This window comes from Flavobacterium sp. KY-23415, assembly GCF_055384985.1.
Window position 1 is genome coordinate 1,041,271 of sequence record NZ_AP044001.1, and the last position, 21,305, is coordinate 1,062,575.

15 protein-coding genes and 1 riboswitch are annotated in these 21,305 nt (G+C 32.1%); all 15 genes read right to left on the reverse strand.

Annotation, left to right across the window (positions count from 1 at the left end):
* Positions 1 to 10 precede the first annotated feature (10 nt).
* The 15 genes from ACZ49Z_RS04755 to cysK all read right to left on the reverse strand — a co-directional run bounded on the left by ACZ49Z_RS04755 (position 11) and on the right by cysK (position 21,299).
* Complete coding sequence (locus tag ACZ49Z_RS04755) at positions 11 to 469, reverse strand: T9SS type A sorting domain-containing protein (protein ID WP_464307043.1); 459 nt, start codon at positions 467 to 469, stop codon at positions 11 to 13.
* 157 nt (positions 470 to 626) lie between these two features.
* Positions 627 to 1,376 (reverse strand): hypothetical protein, encoded by a 750-nt coding sequence (locus tag ACZ49Z_RS04760; RefSeq protein ID WP_464307044.1) that lies wholly within the window; start codon positions 1,374 to 1,376, stop codon positions 627 to 629.
* 744 nt (positions 1,377 to 2,120) lie between these two features.
* Complete coding sequence (metF, locus tag ACZ49Z_RS04765) at positions 2,121 to 3,077, reverse strand: methylenetetrahydrofolate reductase [NAD(P)H] (protein WP_464307045.1); 957 nt, start codon at positions 3,075 to 3,077, stop codon at positions 2,121 to 2,123.
* 75 nt (positions 3,078 to 3,152) lie between these two features.
* Positions 3,153 to 5,828, reverse strand: a complete 2,676-nt coding sequence (gene metH / locus ACZ49Z_RS04770) for a methionine synthase (RefSeq protein ID WP_464308045.1) — start codon at positions 5,826 to 5,828, stop codon at positions 3,153 to 3,155.
* A gap of 11 nt (positions 5,829 to 5,839) precedes the next feature.
* Positions 5,840 to 6,817: a homocysteine S-methyltransferase family protein gene (locus tag ACZ49Z_RS04775; RefSeq protein WP_464307046.1), complete on the reverse strand. Its 978-nt coding sequence runs from the start codon at positions 6,815 to 6,817 to the stop codon at positions 5,840 to 5,842.
* Between the two features lie 250 nt (positions 6,818 to 7,067).
* Positions 7,068 to 7,183, reverse strand: a riboswitch (SAM riboswitch).
* A 137-nt stretch (positions 7,184 to 7,320) separates the two neighbouring features.
* Complete coding sequence (locus tag ACZ49Z_RS04780) at positions 7,321 to 8,493, reverse strand: trans-sulfuration enzyme family protein (RefSeq protein WP_464307047.1); 1,173 nt, start codon at positions 8,491 to 8,493, stop codon at positions 7,321 to 7,323.
* Positions 8,494 to 8,495: 2 nt separating this feature from the next.
* On the reverse strand, positions 8,496 to 10,907 hold the full coding sequence (gene thrA, locus ACZ49Z_RS04785) for a bifunctional aspartate kinase/homoserine dehydrogenase I (RefSeq protein ID WP_464307048.1): 2,412 nt from the start codon (positions 10,905 to 10,907) through the stop codon (positions 8,496 to 8,498).
* Positions 10,908 to 10,914: 7 nt separating this feature from the next.
* Positions 10,915 to 11,901, reverse strand: a complete 987-nt coding sequence (locus tag ACZ49Z_RS04790; protein ID WP_464307049.1) for an alpha/beta fold hydrolase — start codon at positions 11,899 to 11,901, stop codon at positions 10,915 to 10,917.
* A 158-nt stretch (positions 11,902 to 12,059) separates the two neighbouring features.
* Positions 12,060 to 13,352: an O-acetylhomoserine aminocarboxypropyltransferase/cysteine synthase family protein gene (locus ACZ49Z_RS04795; protein WP_464307050.1), complete on the reverse strand. Its 1,293-nt coding sequence runs from the start codon at positions 13,350 to 13,352 to the stop codon at positions 12,060 to 12,062.
* Between the two features lie 503 nt (positions 13,353 to 13,855).
* Positions 13,856 to 15,307, reverse strand: coding sequence for a TSUP family transporter (locus tag ACZ49Z_RS04800; protein WP_464307051.1), 1,452 nt, complete (start codon positions 15,305 to 15,307; stop codon positions 13,856 to 13,858).
* Entirely contained in the window at positions 15,300 to 16,106 is an 807-nt protein-coding gene (locus ACZ49Z_RS04805; RefSeq protein WP_464307052.1) for a DUF2490 domain-containing protein, read from the reverse strand. Before ACZ49Z_RS04805 ends, ACZ49Z_RS04800 begins: the two co-directional genes overlap by 8 nt.
* Complete coding sequence (locus tag ACZ49Z_RS04810) at positions 16,057 to 17,700, reverse strand: NADPH-dependent assimilatory sulfite reductase hemoprotein subunit (RefSeq protein WP_464307053.1); 1,644 nt, start codon at positions 17,698 to 17,700, stop codon at positions 16,057 to 16,059. Before ACZ49Z_RS04810 ends, ACZ49Z_RS04805 begins: the two co-directional genes overlap by 50 nt.
* A gap of 96 nt (positions 17,701 to 17,796) precedes the next feature.
* The gene (locus tag ACZ49Z_RS04815) at positions 17,797 to 19,497 is read right to left on the reverse strand and encodes a diflavin oxidoreductase (protein WP_464307054.1); all 1,701 of its coding nucleotides are present in this window, start codon (positions 19,495 to 19,497) and stop codon (positions 17,797 to 17,799) included.
* Positions 19,487 to 20,305, reverse strand: a complete 819-nt coding sequence (gene cobA / locus ACZ49Z_RS04820) for a uroporphyrinogen-III C-methyltransferase (RefSeq protein ID WP_464307055.1) — start codon at positions 20,303 to 20,305, stop codon at positions 19,487 to 19,489. Before cobA ends, ACZ49Z_RS04815 begins: the two co-directional genes overlap by 11 nt.
* An 82-nt stretch (positions 20,306 to 20,387) precedes the next feature.
* Positions 20,388 to 21,299 carry a cysteine synthase A gene (gene cysK / locus ACZ49Z_RS04825; RefSeq protein ID WP_464307056.1) on the reverse strand — a complete coding sequence of 304 codons (912 nt, stop codon included), beginning with the start codon at positions 21,297 to 21,299 and terminating at the stop codon, positions 20,388 to 20,390.
* Between the last annotated feature and the right edge of the window lie 6 nt (positions 21,300 to 21,305).

Here is a 21,305-nt window from a genome sequence, read left to right on the forward strand (position 1 = left end):
TAATAACAAATTATTGTTTTACTATAGTTATAGATTTTTGCTCATTATTAGTATAGAACAAGAGCACCAAATAGGTTCCGTCAGGTTGATCCATAAATGGAATTGTTTGGCTAACATTATTTTCCAAGTCAACAAAAGTCTGTAGTAACTGTCCATTAAAAGAATAGACCTCTATTTTAGAAACCTTAGTATTTTCTATCAAATCCCATTTCAAATAAAGCTCTTCTCTAACAGGATTAGGATAATAAGACAGCACATCTTCTCTAGAAGCTTTCTCAAAATCTTCTAATTTTACGTCTTCGACCCCCGCAATAAGTGAATCTTTCGAAGCAACTTTTGCCGAACACAAACAAACATATCTTTTTATTTGGTTACCCGCAGTATCATATTCAAACTTAATTCGTTGTTGAATTTGAGAAACCCCTAATAGAGAAACAAAAAACAAGCAAAAGGTTATTATTTTTTTCATACTAGAAAATTAAAATTTTGCAAATGTAATATTTTTCATAAAAGAAAATACGTACAAAATAAAATTTAACTGTAATTAGAAAAAAAAATGTAACAAATGTTAAAAACTCCTTGCGATAGCTAAATCACAAGGAGTTCAAAACAAGATTCAAAATAGTTTAAAGTACCTCAATAACAGTAAGCACATTAAAGGTTTCATTCTTTAAAGAATACTGCACACCATTAATTTCTTGATAAAAAGAAAACATCAAGGCAAACAATTGCACTCCATTTCCAGTAGGTAAACTAGATGGTGTTAAAACTGTAGAGTTAGGCACATGAGAAATAGGCAAATTCACCAAAGCACTATAAGCAATTTCTGTTTCCTCTGTTTCAAAATCCAAATGCAAAACAGCACTTTGCATACTAAAATGTGTTGCCCCTTGTGGAAACTGCAATTGTTCAGCAGGAATAAAGGCATCAAAAGAGATGCTCCCCGTCAAACTGTCAAAAGTAAAAGGAGCAAACAGCACACTTTTTAAAGGAGCATTTAGATTAAAATCGAACCCCTTAAGTGTTTGTTTCCCTTCGGGAGTAGCAATCCCTATTCCCACTCTCCGCTGTCCCCGTAAAGAAGTAGTGTCTAAGTTTTTAATCTTAGACATCGTCTGTAGCATCCTGCTTGCCAATTTACTGTCTTTTGCTTTAAAAACTAGTGTCCCTAAAGCAAAACGCAACAGCTTTCCTGCATTGGCACAATGCGCAAATTCAGCACCATTCTCTCTTGTTCTCACAAAACCTGGGTCGTTCAGTATTCGTTCTCTAGAAACACCACCTTTTCTTCTTACAAAGTTTTTACCCTCTTTTTTGTAGAAAGTCAAATCATCAATCGTTCCTTCAATTTTCAAAAATCCATTTGCTTTTGCCATAATTATATTTGTTTAAAAGTTTATGGTGCAAATATAATGATTGTTTGAAAATAATCAAATAAATGAAGAAAAAAATCTAAAAAATATTTTTAAAAAAGACAATTATCTAAAACATCATTCTTAAATACTCCATAGATAAAGCATACAAAAGGTATAAATAATGTATTGAAATAGTATTAAGCATGAAGACAACACCATTTTTGATTTGAATTTACTGTAAAAGAAAAACGATGATTTTTTTCTTGATACGAAATCGCCATAAGAAAAGCGTTTGCTTGCAAACACCAACAAAAATATACGATTCCATATGACCAATTAAAAACAAATAATTATCTACATGTAAAATAGAAAATCAAAGCATAGCATCGCTACGTTTTTATTTTATATTGAAATAACGAGGAAAAAAGTGCGTTTTATCCCAATAAATTCAAGTGATAAAGGTATAAATATCAGTTGATTTTATAAAAAACTCATTATTTAAACTTATTCGGAAAATTTTCTTTAGGCAAATTCAGAAGTAAGCCAATAAAACCTCTACACTTCAATAAATAAAAATTTCAAGTATAAGTTTTCAAATATCCAAAGGACAGTGAAGTTTAAATATGTTTTTAATTAAAAATAACAAAATACAAACAAGAGAAAGTGTGAGAATTTTTGAATTATTCATAAAAAACAAAAAAAAGTGCATTTTGTCTTAAAAAACACACTCTTTATCGATAAAAACACGAAAAGCCTTGATAGATATTAAAAAATTTCTTTCGCAATGGTTCTCACGTTTTCAGCTTTCCCCATAGAATAATAATGCAAAACTGGAATCCCTGAATTTAAAAGCTCTTTACTTTGCTCAATACACCATTCAATTCCAATTTCTTTTACTACATCATTATCTTTTGCCTTCACCACTTCCATAATTAAGTCATCTGGTAAATCAACCTTAAAACGATGTGGAATTAAGTTTAATTGCTTCTTTGTTGCTATTGGTTTTAGACCTGGTATTATTGGCACAGTTATCCCAGCTACTCTACATTTAGTTACAAAGTCAAAAAACTTTTTATTATCAAAAAACATCTGAGTAATAATATAATCTGCACCATTGTTTATTTTTTGTTTCAAAAAATGAATATCACTATCCATACTTGGAGCTTCCATGTGTTTTTCAGGATATCCCGCTACACCTATACAAAAATCTGTCTTTGTAGAGTTTTGTAAATCTTCATCTAAATATATTCCATTATTTAAATTACTAATTTGAGTAACCAATTCAGACGCATATGAATGCCCATCTTTATCTGGCTTAAAGTAAATTTCGCTTTTAACTGCATCACCACGCAAAGCCACCACATTATCAATCCCCAAGAAGTCCAAATCAATTAATAAGTTTTCAGTATCTTCCTTAGTAAAACCTCCACATAAAATATGAGGAATAGCATCCACATTGTATCTATTTTGAATAGCTGCACATATACCAACTGTACCAGGTCTTTTCTTTACAATTTTCTTTTGTAACAAACCATTTTGCAGCTCCTTGTATTCATATTCCTCTCGATGATAAGTTACATCAATAAAAGGAGGCTTAAATTCCATTAAAGGATCTATTCCATCAAAAATAGACTGTATGTTTTGTCCTTTTAAAGGTGGTAATATCTCAAAAGAAAACAAAGATTTACCATTTGCATTTTGTATATGTTCCGTTACTTTCATTTACTTAATTTGTATATTGTATTATAAATGTGTTTTATAAAGTGAGTTTACAATTCCACTCTATAGAACACAAAATTAATCTGCTATATTAGGAGCAAGCCATTTTTCAGCTTGTTCCACACTAATACTTCTTCTTTTAGCATAATCTTTGACTTGATCTTCCTTTATTTTCCCCAAACCAAAATACTTACTCTGTGAATTTGCGAAATAGTATCCCGAAACTGAAGCCGCTGGCCACATTGCCATACTTTCTGTTAAACGAACGCCTATTTCATTTTCTACATCTAAAAGTTTCCAAATGGTAGGTTTTTCCAAATGGTCTGGACACGCAGGATAACCCGGAGCTGGTCTAATCCCTTTATACTCCTCTTTAATCAACTCTGTATTTGTTAATTTTTCATCAGATGCATAACCCCAAATTTCTTTTCTCACTTTTAAATGTAAATATTCAGCAAAGGCTTCAGCAAAACGATCTCCCAAAGCTTTTACCAAAATAGCATTATAATCATCCAGTTCTTTTTCGAATTCTGCAGCTTTTTCATCCACACCAAAACCTGTTGAAACACAAAAACACCCTATATAATCTTGCTTCCCTGAATCTTTTGGAGCTATAAAATCAGACAATGCAATATTTGGAGCTCCAACTGTCTTTTGTGATTGTTGACGAAGTGTCAAAAATTTCTCCACCCCATTTGAGGTAGTTAATTCTATATCATCATCATTTATCTGATTAGCAGGAAAAATCCCTAAAACACCTCTTGCTTCAAACCATTTTTCAGAAATAATCCTTTTCAACATTGATTGTGCATCTAAAAAAAGATTTGTCGCTTGCTCTCCTACTACCTCATCTGTTAAAATTGCTGGATATTTACCAAACAGTTGCCACGATTGAAAAAAAGGAGTCCAATCAATAAAATCAATTAATTCAGACAATTCAACATGAACTGTTTTTGTACCAATAAAATTTGGTTTAATAGGCTCAAAAGCATCCCAATCTATCTTAAACTTATTTCTTCTTGCATCTTCTATTGAATGAAAATTCTTGTCTCTACTCCTGTTTAAATATCCATCTCTTAACTTATCATATTCTTCTCTTATTGACTTAACATACGAAAGTCTAGTTTCTTTTTGCAACAAATTACTAGCTACAGTAACCGCTCTTGAAGCATCATTCACATGAACAACAGTTTCCCTATATTCTGGTGCAATTTTTACTGCAGTATGAGCACGAGAAGTCGTTGCGCCTCCAATCATGATAGGTATTTTTATATTCAATTTATCCATTTCCTTAGCTAAATAAACCATTTCATCTAAAGATGGCGTAATTAAACCACTCAACCCTATTATATCAACATTCTCTTTGATAGCTGTTTCGATAATTTTTTCAGGAGGTACCATGACTCCTAAATCAATTATTTCAAAATTGTTACATCCTAATACCACCGCTACAATATTCTTTCCAATATCGTGAACATCTCCTTTTACTGTTGCCATCAACACCTTACCTGCACTCGAAGAACTACTTGTTTTTTCTGCTTCAATATATGGCAACAAATAGGCTACTGCCTTTTTCATCACCCTAGCAGATTTTACAACCTGAGGTAAAAACATTTTCCCACTACCAAATAAATCTCCCACAACATTCATTCCAGCCATTAAATTTATTTCAATAACCTCTATTGCTTTTGTCGCATTCAATCGAGCTTCTTCAACATCTACTTCAATAAATTCATCAACACCTTTAACTAACGAATGTGTCAATCGTTCTTGAACTGAACCATTTCTCCATTCTTGAACCGCTTTTTCAGTTGATTTTGCTTCACCGATAAAACTCTCCGCTAGATCTAAAAGTCTTTCAGTAGCATCTTCTCTTCTATTCAATAAAACATCTTCAACATGTTCTAATAAATTCTTATCAATTTCATCATAGATTTCAAGCATCTCAGGATTAACAATTCCCATTGTCATCCCATTATTTATAGCGTGAAAAAGAAAAGCAGAATGCATTGCTTCTCTTACTTTATCGTTTCCTCTAAATGAAAATGACACATTGCTCACCCCTCCAGAAATCCCAGCGTAGGGCAAATTTTCACGAATCCATTTTATTGCTCTAAAAAAATCTAATGCATTTAATTTATGCTCTTCCATTCCTGTAGCAACAGGAAAAATATTAGGATCAAAAATTATATCTTGAGGTGGAAACTTCACTTCATTAACCAATATATCATAGGATCGCTTGCATATTTCTATTCTTCTCTCATAGTTATCAGCTTGTCCAACTTCATCAAAAGCCATCACAATCACTGCAGCACCATATCTTTTTATTAATCTAGCTTGTCTTTTAAAATTTTCTTCTCCCTCCTTTAAAGATATCGAATTCACAACACCTTTCCCTTGAATCACTTTTAAACCTGCTTCAATAATTTCCCATTTGGAACTATCTACCATTACAGGTACTCGTGCAATATCTGGTTCTGCAGCAATGAGGTTTAAAAATTTCGTCATTGCATAAACACCATCGAGCATTCCTTCATCCATATTAATATCAATGATTTGAGCTCCTCCTTCTACTTGTTGCCTTGCAATATCTAATGCTTCGTCATATTTTTCTTCTTTAATTAAACGAAGAAATTTTCTAGACCCAGTCACATTAGTCCGCTCACCAACATTAATAAAATTACTCTCAGGAGTTACAATCAATGGTTCTAAACCAGACAGCCTTAAATGTTTTTTACATTCCCCTTCTTTCATCATGCGTCAACTTATATTTTTCTAGGTTTAAATTCTGCTGCAACTTCAGCAATTAGCCTTATATGATCTGGAGTTGTTCCACAACAACCTCCAATTATATTTATCAAATTATCTTCTAAATACTCTCTAATTAGAACTTGCATTTCTTCTGGTGTTTGATCATATTCACCAAAAGCGTTTGGCAATCCAGCATTTGGATGTGCAGATATATTTAATTGAGTATTCTGAGATAGTCGTTTTAAATATGGTTTTAACTGATCTGCTCCTAAAGCACAATTAAACCCAACAGACAATAACGGTATATGCTCTATAGATATGAGAAAACCTTCTACAGTTTGCCCAGACAATGTTCTTCCTGACGCATCTGTTATTGTTCCCGAAACCATAATAGGAATATCTATTCCTCTCTCCTCTTTAACTTCTTCTATTGCAAACAAAGCAGCCTTAGCATTCAAAGTATCAAAAATGGTTTCTACCAAAAGCAAATCTGAACCACCATCAATCAGCGCTTCAACTTGTTGTTTGTAAGCGATTCTTAAATCATCAAATGTTACAGCTCTGTACCCTGGATCATTGACATCTGGACTCATACTTGCCGTTCTGTTTGTAGGACCGATAGACCCTGCAACAAAGCGTGGTTTATCAGTAAACTCATCTGCAACTTCTCTTGCTATCTTTGCCGATTGATAATTTAACTCATACACCAAATCTTCCATATGATAATCCGCCATTCCTATAGTAGTTCCAGAGAAGGTATTTGTTTCTACAATATCCGCTCCAGCCTGAAAATACAAACGATGCACTTCCTTCACAGCTTCTGGCTGTGTAATCGAAAGTAAATCATTATTTCCTTTCAAAGGATGTGGAAAATCCTTGAAACGTTCTCCTCTAAAATCTTCTTCAGAGAAATTATAGCGCTGCAACATCGTTCCCATTGCTCCATCGAGAACAAGAATCCTTTCTTTTATTACTTGGTTAATTTTTGACATACTAGAGTTAATAGTTTACGGCTTTAATAGACAATTCATCTATTACTACCAAAAAATCAATACAAAACATTTTTAGCTCTGATGAAAACAACATCTTTTTTTTAGGTCACAACAAAATTTATTAACTAATCCAAAAAAAGATAGTGTGAACAGCAGAAAAACAGATTCTAAAACAACGCAAAATATTTGCCCCTACTTTTAAAGAACTAATTTTTTGCAAAGTTATAATCATGAAAAAATGGAAAAACCCAAGTTATCTTTGTCTTAGCATTTTCTTAACACACAGACTAGAATGTAGCACCTTCTACAAGAGTAGGGTTGCTAAGCTTTCAACGGGTCTATTCCCTCCAGCTTTCATGATAACAACATACTATTCAAGAACACCACAAATGTAATCATAAAATTAATTTTTAGAAATTTTATCTGTGTTTTTATTTAATTTAAAATTTAATTAGTTTTTTTAACCACACAAAACCCAAGATGTAGTTTAAATTTCCGCAATTTCAACTTAACGCTTGTGATAAATCATTCAAAACATCTTCCACAGTTTCCAATCCAACCGAAACACGAACCAATCCATCTGTAATACTTACAGCTAAACGTTCTTCAGTTGATAACTTGCTATGTGTAGTTGATGCTGGATGCGTAACAATGGTTCTTGTATCTCCCAAATTTGCTGATAAAGAACAAAATTTTATTTTATCCAAAAACTGCCTTCCTTTTTCAATTCCTCCTTCAATTTCAAAAGCCACAATATTACCTCCTAGTTTCATTTGCTTTTTAGCCACTTCATATTGTGGATGTGAAGGTAAAAATGGATACTTCACCTGTTTTACATTCGGATGTTCCTCTAAAAATTGAGCCACTTTCAATGCATTTTCACAGTGTTTTTCTACTCGAATAGCTAATGTTTCTAAACTTTTTGACAAGACCCAAGCATTAAACGGAGACATCGCTGGACCAGTATTTCTTGAAAACAGATAAATTTCTCTTACTAATTCTTGGTTCCCCACAACTACCCCTCCTAAAACTCTTCCCTGACCGTCAATTAATTTTGTTGCAGAATGAACTACTAGATCAGCCCCAAATTGAATTGGATTTTGCAAATAGGGTGTTGCAAAACAATTATCTATAATCAAAATAAGGTTGTGTTTTTTTGCAATTTGACCTAACAATTCAAGATCCAAAACATCAACTGCCGGATTCGTTGGCGATTCTGCAAAAAGTATTTTTGTATTGGTTTGGATGTATTCTTCAATTGTTTCTGGCTTATTAATATCAAAATAACTCGTTGTAATATTCCATTTTGGGAAATACTTTGTAAACAACGTATGAGTTGAACCAAAAACGCTTCCAACAGATACTATATGATCGCCTGCATTTAACAAAGCTGCAAAAGTACTATAAACAGCAGCCATTCCAGTAGCAAAAGCACATCCATCATCAGCACCTTCCATTTGGCATATTTTTTCAATAAACTCTGAAGTATTAGGGTTTGAAAATCTACTATAAATATTTCTAACCTTTTCTTCTGCAAATGAAGATCTCATATCTTCAGCATCTTCAAATACAAAACTTGATGTTAAATATAATGGCACTGAATGTTCTAAATACTGTGTTCTTTCTACCTGTGTACGAATGGCTTGCGTTTCAAACCCAAAATCTAAATTTTCCATGTTTAATTTTTTTCAGCTAATCTAAGAATGTCTCCAAAAACTCCTCTTGCAGTAACAGAAGCACCAGCACCTGCTCCCTGAATAACAATCGGTCTTTCCCCGTATGATTCTGTATAAATTTCAAAAAGTGAGTCAGAACCTTTTAACTGCCCCAAAGCAGAATTTTCAGAAACTGAAACCAATTTTACTTCTAAAAGTCCTTTCTCTTTTTGCAAATCCCCAGATAATTCCCCAATATATCTCAACACATGACCTGGTTCTTGTTTTTCCTTTATTTCTTTATAAATCGGATTAAACTCACTTATCCTTTCAAAAAAATCTGTCTGAGAAATTGTTTGTAAATGTTCTGGGATTAAATTATCTATCTTAATTTCATCAAATTCATTTTGCAAATCCAACTCTCTAGCAAGGATTAAAACCTTTCTTGCCACATCATTCCCACACAAATCTTCTCTTGGATCTGGCTCTGTATATCCTTTATCAACCGCCTCAAGAAGCACATTACTAAAATCCTTATCTTCCTTAGAATAAGTATTAAATAAATAACTTAGAGAACCTGAAAAAACACCTTTAATTTTTGTAATATTTTCACCCGATAAATGCAATAATTTAATAGTATCAATCAAAGGCAGACCAGCGCCCACATTTGTTTCGTACAAATAATTTTTTTGATTTTTATCAATCGTTTTACGTAGTTCTTTATAAAAATCATAGCTTAATGTGTTTGCTATTTTGTTTGAAGAAACCAAATCAAAACCATTCTCTATTAAGTATGAATAGTTTCCTACAAATGTAGCACTTGCTGTATTATCAATTGCAATTAAATTTTCCAAATGGTGTTCCCTTGCATACTTCACCACATCAGTAACAGTATATTCTAACCCTGAATTTTCTAGAGTAGTTTTCCAATCGCTATTTATTCCGTTATTATTTAACAACACTTTTTTAGAATTTGCAATAGCAAAAACATTCAAAGCAATATTTTTCCTTTTTTCAATTGCCGAAGCAGAATTTAAAATTTGGTTTATTAAAGTCCCTCCAACTAGTCCATGTCCGAAAACAGCAATATTTATTTTCTTAGAAACACCAAAAATCTCTCCATGAATTACATTTAAAGCTCTTTTCAAATCTTCTTTTTGAATCACTAAACTTATATTTCTCCCTGTTGTAGTATTATTAAACAATATCGGAACAATTTTGTTTTTTATCAATGCCGTATAAGGCTTATGAAAAGTACTCAAATCTTGACCAATTATTGAAATCACAGAAATATTATCATTAACTGTGATTCCATTTACATCTTTTGTATAAAAATCATTTTCAAACTCTTTCTCTAATTCAATAAGCGCTTTTGAAGCCTTTTCAGCTTCAACAACAATTCCAATACCTCTCTCAGATGATCCTTGAGAAATAATACTAACACTTATATTATTATCTCCCATTACTTTAAAAATTCTTGCATCAACACCTGTTTTTCCAAGAAGACCTCTTCCCTCTAAATTGATTAACGAAACATTATTAAGAATAGAAAGCGACTTTATTCCTTCATCGGTTTGTTCTGCCGTTATAAGTGTTCCTTGATTGTCTGGATTAAATGTGTTTAATATTCGCAAAGGAATATTCTTTTCAACTAATGGAATTATTGTTTTAGCATGTAAAATATTAGCTCCGAAATTAGCTAATTCATTCGCCTCATTAAAGGAAAGCTTTTCTATCTTTCTTGCATTCGAAACCAACTCAGGATTTGCTGTAAAAATTCCGTCAACATGGGTATAATTTTGAAATTCCTCAGCATCTAAATAATTTGCCAATAATGAAGCAGTGTAATTACTTCCATTTCTTCCTAAAGTAGTTGTTTCATTATTTATTGTAGAAGCGATAAATCCTGTTAGAATATTTACTCCTTCAGGTTGATTCGCAAAAAATTGAACAACATTCTTTTTTGACACAGCATCTAAGGGTTGAGCATTACCAAAAGTAGCATCTGTTTTTATCAATTCTCTTGCATCAACAAAATTTGATTTAATGTTATTTTGATTCAATATGTATGCTAAGTATTTTGCAGAAATTAACTCGCCTACCGCCACTACTTGATCTTTTATCCTTGCACTATAATCTCTCAAAAGACTAACACCTTCTAAAAGTTTTTGCAATTGTAAAAACTCCTCAGCTAAAACATCTTCAACAATTTCATTCTGTTGATATTGTTTAAAAGAAGCTAATTCTTGCTCATAGCTATCTCCCTTTTGAGCCTTTTCAAGCAAACTGATTAACTCATCTGTTGCATTACCTCTTGCCGAAACAACTACCGCTATTGATTCGTTGTTGAAAAATTTCTGAGCAATTATTTGAATCACTTTTGATAAACCCTCTCCATTTGCTAAAGATTTACCTCCAAATTTTAATATTTTCATTCTCTTTTTATTTTATATAAACTACATCAAACACATTTTCTAAAATTGAACCTAGTTGCTCGTACTCGATTAAAAAGGCATCATGACCATGAATCGATTTTATCTCATGGTGATATATATTGTTTTTTATTTTACTTACTATCTTATATGTTTCTTCATCTTCTTTTGCCATAAAAAAACCATCTGTATCTATTGAAACTATATGAATATTTGATTTGACATTTTTAATTAACTCTATTACACTTCTCCTTCCCCTTGTTATATCATTGGTTTTCAATAAATGATTCATCAACTTATATGCTTTTAATTGAAATCTCTTTTCTAATTTATCACCATGATGATGCAACCAATTTTCTATTTCAAACAATTTATTTTCAGGATTTATGTTCCTTTCAAATTTACTTTTTAACGATTCAGGTGTTCTATATAACAACATAGCATGAATTCGAGCATCGTGAATTGGATTAGATGAATGATTTAATATACTATCCTGCACAAGAACATTTGCAAGCATCCAATCTGTAGCTTTCCAGTCTGTAGCAATTGGAATTACATTCTGAATTAAGTCAGGCTTCAAAATACTCATTTCCCAAGCAATAGCTCCTCCTAAACTCCCTCCAATAACAGCAAAAAGCGAACTAATATTCAATTGCAAAACACCTTGCCAAAAAACTTGAGCAATATCTCTTATGGTAAAATCTTTATAGTTTTTTATTAAGTTCTCTTCACCTCCATCAAACCCATTCCCAGGAATATTTATTGCTAAAACAGTATAAAAATTTGTATCGATTGTTTTACCCCCACCAATCAGATCATTCCACCAACCATTTCTTCCAACTACATTTGAGTTTCCTGTTAGTGCATGATTAACTAAGACTATTGGAGTAGTTCCAAGTTGTTGTCCGAAAATTTGATAAAACAAAGACACATTGTTCAAAGTCTTACTGTTCTCGAGAACCCATTTTTCAATTACTATTTCCTTTAAATCAGACATTCTAAATAGATATAAATTAATTAAAAGAGATTATCAAAAAGGGTTGTTTCAAATTGAAAAAAGGAAAACTATAACTTCTCACCTTTACAAACACAAACCAAATTTTATTTTCATTTAAAACAATAATTCCTTTTCAACAATCTCTAGACCTATAGAAATTACGCAATACTTTCTACAGGAAGTTTTTCAAAAACTGTTTTTAAATCTGTTTTTAAATCTTCTATATCTTCTAACCCTACAGACAATCTAATTAAATCTTTAGAAACACCTGTTGTCAACTGATCTTCATCTGACAATTGTTGATGTGTTGTGCTTGCAGGATGAATAATCAACGATTTTGTATCTCCTATATTTGCTAAAAGAGAGAATAACTTAGTGTTATCTGCTACTTTTTTAGCTGCTTCAAAACCTCCTTTTAATCCAAAAGTAACGATACCACTTTGTCCTTCTGGCAAATATTCTTGAGCTAATGCATAATATGGAGAGTTTTCAAGACCAGGGTAATTTACCCATGCAACTTGATCTTGTTTCTGTAGCCATTTAGCCAATTCTAATGCGTTTTCACTATGTTTCTTGATTCTTATAGCTAATGTTTCAAGTCCTTGTATAGTTTGAAAAGCATTAAAAGGACTTAAGGCTGCACCAAAATCACGCAATCCTTCTATTCTTACTTTTGCAATAAAAGAAGCTGCTCCCAAAACTTCATAATATTTTAGTCCGTGGTAACCTGCTGATGGTTCAGTAAATTCTGGAAACTTTCCATTACTCCAATCAAATTTTCCTGCATCTATAATTACACCTCCTAAAGAAGTACCATTTCCAGTTATAAACTTTGTTAATGAATGAATTACAATATCCGCACCATGAGCTATTGGGTTCAACAAATAGGGCGTCGCAACTGTATTATCAACAATAAAAGGTATTTTATTGGTTTTAGAGACATCTGAAATTGCTTTTAAATCTAACACATCTAACTTAGGATTCCCTAAACTCTCCACAAAAATCGCTCTTGTATTTTCTTGAATGGCTTTCGCAAAATTCTCTGAATTTGATGGATCAACAAATGTTGTTGTTATACCTAATCTTGGCAATGTAACACTTAACAAATTATAAGTACCTCCATACAAACTACTTGAAGCAACAATATGATCTCCCGCTTTAAGTAAAACCAATAATGTTGTTGCAATTGCAGAAGTTCCAGAAGCCGTAACTACCGCTCCAATCCCTCCTTCTAAACTTGCCAAACGTTGTTCTAAAACATCATTTGTAGGATTATTTAATCTTGTGTAAATATACCCAGCTTCAGACAAACCAAATAAATTAGCCGCATGGTCTGAATCATTAAAAACATATGAAGATGTTTGATAGATTGGCACCGCTCTTGTTCCTTGAGATTTTGTTACATCATGCCCAGTATGAAGTGCATTTGTTGAAAATTTTTGTGTACTCATTTTTTGTTTTTTTTAAATTATTATATTTTATTTTTTGACATTAAATAAAAAGTCCTTTAGGTTAAACTTACCAAAAGGACTTTTTAAGAATAGAAAACAACTAAAATTAAGTCTTTCGCTTTTGGCAATGGTAAATCATAGCGCACATGCACATCATCATTTTACACATCATCATTATTTTATTTTCTCTATTCATTATCTTAATTCTTTCTTAATCTATTTTTAAAAACAAAGCCTCTATTTTCATAGAGGCCTATAGTTACTTTTTATTTTACTATAGAAAACCTCTTCGAATTTCTCAACATCATAACTAAACACATATTATATACTTTGAAATTCATTTTCTAATACTTTATTTAACGAGACAAAACTAGAATATTTTTCTATCTAAAAAAAATATTTAGATTATTTTTCTAAATTTTATTATTTTATAATAAAAAAACAGAACAAAAAACTAAATAAACAAATTTTAAAAGACAAAAAAACTATCAATTTTGATTTTCTTAAATTATCCTAAAAAACATTCTCACACTAAATATTATAACCAACATAGCAACAGCCACTAAAGCAAACCTCCTAGACAATTTTCCTGCTAATTTTGCCGCAATTGGAGCCGCAAAAACACCTCCAATAATTAAACCTAAAACAACATACCAATGACTAACCCCAAGAGAAACAAAAAAAACTACAGAAGCAGAAAGCGTGACAAAAAATTCAGCCAAACTCACCGTTCCAATTACATATTTTGATTTTCTCCCTTTCGCTAACAATGTAGAAGTTACAATTGGTCCCCAACCACCACCACCAAAAGCATCCATAAAACCACCCGAAAAACCTAAAAACCCTAAAAATTTAATTTTCTTTTTTAGTTGTATTTTCCGAAAAGCTAAAATCAAAAGCCTAATACCAATAATAAATGTATAGGTTGACAAAATAACATAGGCTATTTTTTCATATTCACTCCCAAGATAAATCAATAAAGAAGCTCCCAAAACCGCTCCAACAACCCCAAACAATGCCAACCAAAAAAGCATTCGTTTATTTACATTTCCAAATCGATAATGAGAATACCCACTAATAGCACTCGAAAACATTTCTGCAGTATGAATACTTCCACTAATTGCAGGCAATTTTATCCCTAGGAGCATCATGCTTGTTGCACACGTAACACCATAACCTAAACCTACTGCACCATCTATTAATTGCGCTACAAAACCAACCAAAAGCATAAAATAAAATTCATTCGGAATTGAAACAAGTCCTAATTTAAAATCTGCAAAAGAAACAAAATTAGACAATCCAAAACCTACAAACAACATCAAGAAAGACAAAGCTAGAGTAAACACTAATCGTTTGTATTTATTCCTACCTTCTTCTTTTTTCTTTTTTTCAAAACTTTGTGTCAATTTGTTTAAATCGTTCAATTTTTCTTGAAAATCTCCTTTATGGTTGGAACGAAATTTATTCAACACATCTAAGCTTTCCTCAATATTATCTGGAATAACCTCCGTAAAATATTCCCTCATTCGTTTTGCCAAGACTGGTGATTTTCCATTTGTTGATATTGCAATTTTCAAACTTCCCTTATTAACAATAGAACCTAAATAGAAATCGCACAAAGCTGGTTGATCTGCAGCATTAACTTTTATTCCTTTAGATTTTGCTAGATTTCTAACTTCTAAATTCACCTCTGGACTATCTGTTCCTATAATTACAAAATCAATCCCATTCAAATCATTTTCTTCAAAAGGCCTTTCAAAAGCATCGATGTTTGAATGCGCATTTATTACTTCCTTTAATTTTGGGTAAATAATCGTACCAACAATTGTTATTCTAATCGCTGGATTCTGTCGCAATAAGGTTTCTGTTTTTTCTAGACCAACATTTCCTCCTCCAACAATCAAAAAATGAGCCGTTTCAGTTTTTAAAAACACTGGGAACAATGTGTTATTCATTTTCTTTCTTTTTTAAATAAATTTTATGAAATATTGAAAAACGTAAGATATCTCTATTATAAAAATCAACTCCAGAAGATTGCTGTTGAAACCAATTCATATAACCCATTTCAACAGAAAACAACGGATTAACTATATAATTCAATCCTACGTAAATTCGGTTCTGATCAAAAACATTCTTTATTATTTTGTTTCCTGCATTAATCATAATCTCATCTTTAACTTTCAAAATTACTCTATCCTTCTCTTCTTTCTTAAGAATCGGAATATCCAAACCTAATTGATATCTTATTCTGAAATTTGAAAAAACATAAGTATTTGTCAATTGATTTTCTTCTAACTGATTAAAGAAACGAGCCTCCAATTTATATTTGTGAGAAATAGCAAAAAGTGAATATTTTTGAATATTTTGAAAACCAATATCAGGTCGTAATTCTGGCACCATCAAATTGTTCTTCGAATACGGATCTTGTGAACTTTGCAAAAAAAGCGTCATCCCAAAAGTCTCTATCCAGTTGTCAAAAATTTTCCTTTCTACATTTGTTCTAAAAACCAATTGATGTTGTGCTAATGGCTTAATAAAATGTCGTTCTTGTATTTCACTTTTAAGACTCCATTTATCGCTTATAACCAAATTATTATAATACCCATGCCAAAGCAACTGATTCCTGTCTATCTTTTTTTGTCCAAACAATAAAACATGAGAAAGCAACAACAAAAACATCATTACTTTCCCATTATTTTTTATCTTATTGTAATACCGCTCTAAATGTAAAGTCTCCAAAGGTTTCACCTTCATTTCTTTCTTTTACATATCTTCCTAATAAAGAATCCACCTCCTCTAATATTTGAGTTTCAGTTTGTTTTTCTTTATAAAGCTTATTCAACCTTTCACCATATCGATCACCTCCTAGCATGAAGTTATATTGCTCTGGACCAGTTCCAATAAAACCTAATTCAGAAACGTACGGACGACCACAACCATTAGGACAACCCGTCATACGAATAGTAATTTCATCATCTTGAAGGTTATACTTTTCTAGGATAGGTTCAATTTTTGTTACCAAAACTGGCAAATAACGTTGTGCTTCTGCCAAAGCTAAAGGACATGTTGGCAATGCCACACAAGCCATTGAGTTTTTTCTTAAAACACTATCTTGCTTTTCTACTTCATAACTCGCAATTAAGGCTTCTACTTTAGCTTTATTCTCTTCTGAAATTTCACCTAGTATTAGATTTTGATTTCCAGAAAAAATGAAATTAGACACATTTAATTTAGCCACTTCATGTAGAAACTCTTTTTGATACGGTCGAATTACACCATGCTCTACGAACAAGGTATAAAACCAATTTCCATCATGATTTTGCTCCCATCCAAAACGATCTGAACGTTCAGTAAATTCATACGGTCTTTCTGGTTCAAATTGAAAACCAATTCTTTTTTCCAATTCTTCTTTAAAGCCTTGAACCGTTAATTTATCTACAGTATATTTCAAACGAGATAATTTTCTATCCACCCGATTTCCAAAATCTCTTTGGACTGTTAAAATCTCATAAACAGCCTTTAATGTTTTTTCTTCCGTATCCGTAAAACCTATAATACTTCCTAATCTAGAATAGGTATTTGGGTTCCCGTGAGTAGTTGCCAAACCGCCTCCAATAACAATGTTAAATCCTTTTAATTCATTATCTTCTATCACCGCAATTAATCCAATATCATTAGTAAAAACATCAACGTCATTACTTGGAGGAATAGCAATTGCAATTTTAAACTTTCTTGGCAAATAGCGATCTTCATACAACGGATCTGCTTCTGCTGAACGTTCATATATTTTTTCTCCATCAATAAAAACATCATAATATGATTGTGTTTTTGGCAATAATAATGTTGAGATTTTATCTGCATAATCATGTATTTGCTTATGCAATGGAGACAATTGTGGATGAGAACTCGCTATAACATTCCTGTTTACATCACCACAAGCAGCAATTGAGTCTAATTTTGCCAAGTTAAAAGCTTGAATTGTTGGTCTTAATTGATGTTTTAACAAACCATGTAATTGTAGTGTTTGACGTGTTGTTATTTTCAATGTTCCCGTTCCATATTGCTCAGATATTTCATGAGTGGCTATCCATTGTTCTGCATTAATAACACCTCCAGGTATTCTCAAACGAATCATAAAAGAATAGAGCTTGTCTAGTTTTTTTGCTGCTCTTTCCGCACGTCGATCTCTATCGTCTTGCACATACATTCCATGAAACTTTACTAATGTTTCATCATCTGGTCGTACGTTACCTGTATGATTATCCAAATCAATACTTTCTTTTAACGTACCTCTAAGCCCATCACTTTTCGTCTTTATGGCTTCTATTGGTGATAATTTATCGCTCATTTTTGTCTTTTTTAGTAATTAATAATTAGTGATAAGCGTCTAGTGAATTATTTTTTTAAAAAAACTAATTACTAAGCACTAATCACTACTCACTTTTTAATACACGTCTTTTTGATATTTTCCTTGATTTTCTAAGTTTTCTAAAATTGTTTTAGCTTCTTCTCTTGAAATATTTCTTTCTTGAACCAAAACATCTAGAATAGCATTTTCTACATCTACACTCATCGGGCTTTTTTGACCACAGATATACAAACTCGCACCATCTTCTAACCATGCATTAAACTCACTCGCTTTTTGCCTAATACGATCCTGTACGTATATTTTTTTCTCCTGATCACGAGAAAAAGCAGTATCTAATTTTGTCAACACCCCAGTAGTAATCCATTCTTGCACTTCCGTTTGATAATAAAAGTCCAATACAAAATGTTGTTCTCCAAAAAACAACCAATTTCTACCTTCTGCACCAGTTGCATCTCTATGTGCTATAAATCCCCTGAATGGAGCAATTCCTGTACCAGGACCAATCATAATTACATCTGTCTCATCACTTGGCAATCTGAAGTTTTGATTTTTATGAATATAAAAATCAATGGGCGTGTCATTTGGATAATCTGCTAAAAACTGTGATGCTAATCCTGTTTTAACAATATCCCCAACCTTGAATTTATTTAAATTTACTGTCAAATGAACCTCTCCATCATGTGCCTCAGGTGAAGAAGATATTGAATATAATCTTGGAGCAATTGGCAATAATATTGCTAGTAATGCTTCAATTGTTAAAGAATCTGGTTTAGAAAACAATTTCAAAACATCTATTAGATCAGCTTTCTCAGCATCAATCGAACTTCCCAATAGTTGTGCTAACTGATCCAATGATCTTTTACTTAATCCTTTAATATTTCTCGTTAGTAACCAATCACTAATTGTTCTTTTTTCTTCTTTTAAAGTAATCTCTTGACTACCATTTACATTGAAATAATCTAAGATAAAAGCAACATCTTCAGTACTGTTTTTTGGCAAAACCCCTAATGCATCTCCAGGCTCATAGTTTATTTCTTCTTCAGAAGCAATTTCTATATGATAGGTCTCTTTATTTGAACCTCTATCATTTAATATAATCTTATTAGTTATTACCCCTGAATAGTTCTTTTTATGAGAAGTAGTCCCAGATGATTTAGCAGCCGTAATAACTGTTGTTGTGCTTTGATTCTTAAAAACATTTTGTAATTCAATTTCCCAATTGGCTACTTCTGGGGCAAAATCAACATCTGCTTTTACCAATGGTAATAATCGCTTTGCTCCTTTTTCGGCTAAAATTTCATCCAAAAGCACACCTGCATTACAAAAAAGAGGATAAGAAGAATCTCCTAGACCAAAAACCGCATAAGATGTTTCTTTTAAATCTAAATTTGTAGTCTTTAAATACTCATAAAATTTAGTTGCATTTTGAGGAAATTCACCCTCACCTTGAGTACTCATTACAAAAAGCAATAATGTTTCCTTTTCCAATTTAGCAACATCAAATTGAAACACATCGACTGATTTTGCTTGGATTTTATTCTTTTTAAAAGTAGCTAATAGCTGAGAAGCGACTTTTTTTGAATTTCCCGTTTCTGTACCATAAATAATTAATGGCTTAACGGCTATGTTTTCTGATACAGCATTTACAGGAATTTGAATTCCGTTATTCTTTTTATCTAAATAACCAGCTAAATAGCCTTTTGTCCAGATAATTTCATCGTGAGATGCATTTTGTACCAATTGTTGCAATAAACTTAATTTAGTTTCAGATAGCATTTTGTAAAAGTATTTTATGATTATCGAAATAGGATTCTGTCTTATTTTTCTCGGTAAACCAAGCAAATTTTTGATGCAAATTCACTACATTACCTATAATTAATAATGTAGGGACATACTCAAATTCTGGCAGGCTTTTTGTTTCAAGTTCTTCAAACTTAAAAACTGTTGTTTTTTGATCAGGTGTAGTTGCTTGTTGAACAATTGCTATACTCTTATTTCTATCAATACCATTTTCTAACAATTGACATGACAGGGCATCCAAACGCTGTCCGCTCATATAAAAAACAAGTGTATCTTCAGTTGTTGCCCAATCTTTCCACTGATTTTCTGTTACATTTTTCAAATCATACAAGGTAAGAAAACGAACTCCTCTAGAATGTTCTCTAGCAGTTAATGGTATTCCTGTGTATGCAGCAGCACCGAAAGCAGCAGATACACCAGGTACAATTTCATATGGAATTCCATTTTCTATTAAAACATTCAATTCGTCTAAAACATTTGAAAACAATGAAACATCACCACCTTTTAATCGCAACACCAATTTCCCCATCAAGGCAAATTCGAGCATCAATTCATTGATATCCTTTTGAGGAGTATGAATCCCTTTTGAACATTGTTTACCTACATAAATAAGTTCAGCATCCTTTCTCGCATATTCTTCTACTAAAACAGGTGACACTAATCTATCTGTAAGAACAACATCCGCTATTTTTAAGTATTTCAATGCTTTTAAACTGATTAAATCTGGATCACCTGGACCAGCACCAGCCAAAATAACCTTACCATAATTTGAAATTTGTATCATATATCTTTTGTTTATAATTACACTTACCCTATCGAATTAGTAGAGTAAAGAATATTATAATATTTAAAAAATTAATATTATTTTAGAACAATCCTTCTACTGAAAGATAACGCTCACCTGTATCGTAGTTAAAAGTTAAGACAACAGCATCATCAGGCAATGAAGCAACTTTTTTAGAAACCGCAGCCAAAGAAGCTCCTGTAGAGATACCCACTAAAATTCCTTCTTGTAAAGCTATTTTTCTAGCAAATTCAAATGCATCTTCTTTAGAAACCGCTACTACCTCATCAATAAAATCTCCATGAAAATTTCCAGGTACAAAACCAGCACCAATACCTTGTAAAGGATGAGGACCAGGAGCACCTCCACTTAAAACTGGAGACAATTCTGGCTCAACAGCGATTACTTTTAAATTTGGGAATTTCTCTTTTAGAACTGAAGCAACACCAGAAATATGCCCACCTGTACCAACACCTGTTATGATATAATCTAACCCTTCAGGAAAATCTGCTAAAATTTCCAAAGCAGTTGTTTTCTTATGAGACTCAACATTTGCAGGATTTTCAAACTGTTGTGGAGACCAAGCATTTGGAATTTCTTTTACCAATTCTGCGGCTCTTTCAATTGCTCCTTTCATTCCTTTTTCACGAGGTGTAAGCTCAAATTCTGCTCCATAAATTTCCATCAATTTTCTGCGCTCAATACTCATTGACTCAGGCATAACCAAAATAACTCTATATCCTTTTACAGCTGCTACCAAAGCCAAACCAATTCCTGTGTTTCCAGATGTTGGTTCTACTATAACACTATCTTTATTCAACAAACCCTTTGCCTCTGCATCTTCAATCATCCCCAAAGCAATACGATCTTTGATACTGTTTCCTGGGTTGGTTCTTTCTAACTTTATCCAAACATTTTTATTTTCACCATATAGTCTATTAATTTTTACTACAGGTGTATTTCCGATGGTTTGTAATACATTTTCTACTTTCATTTTAAC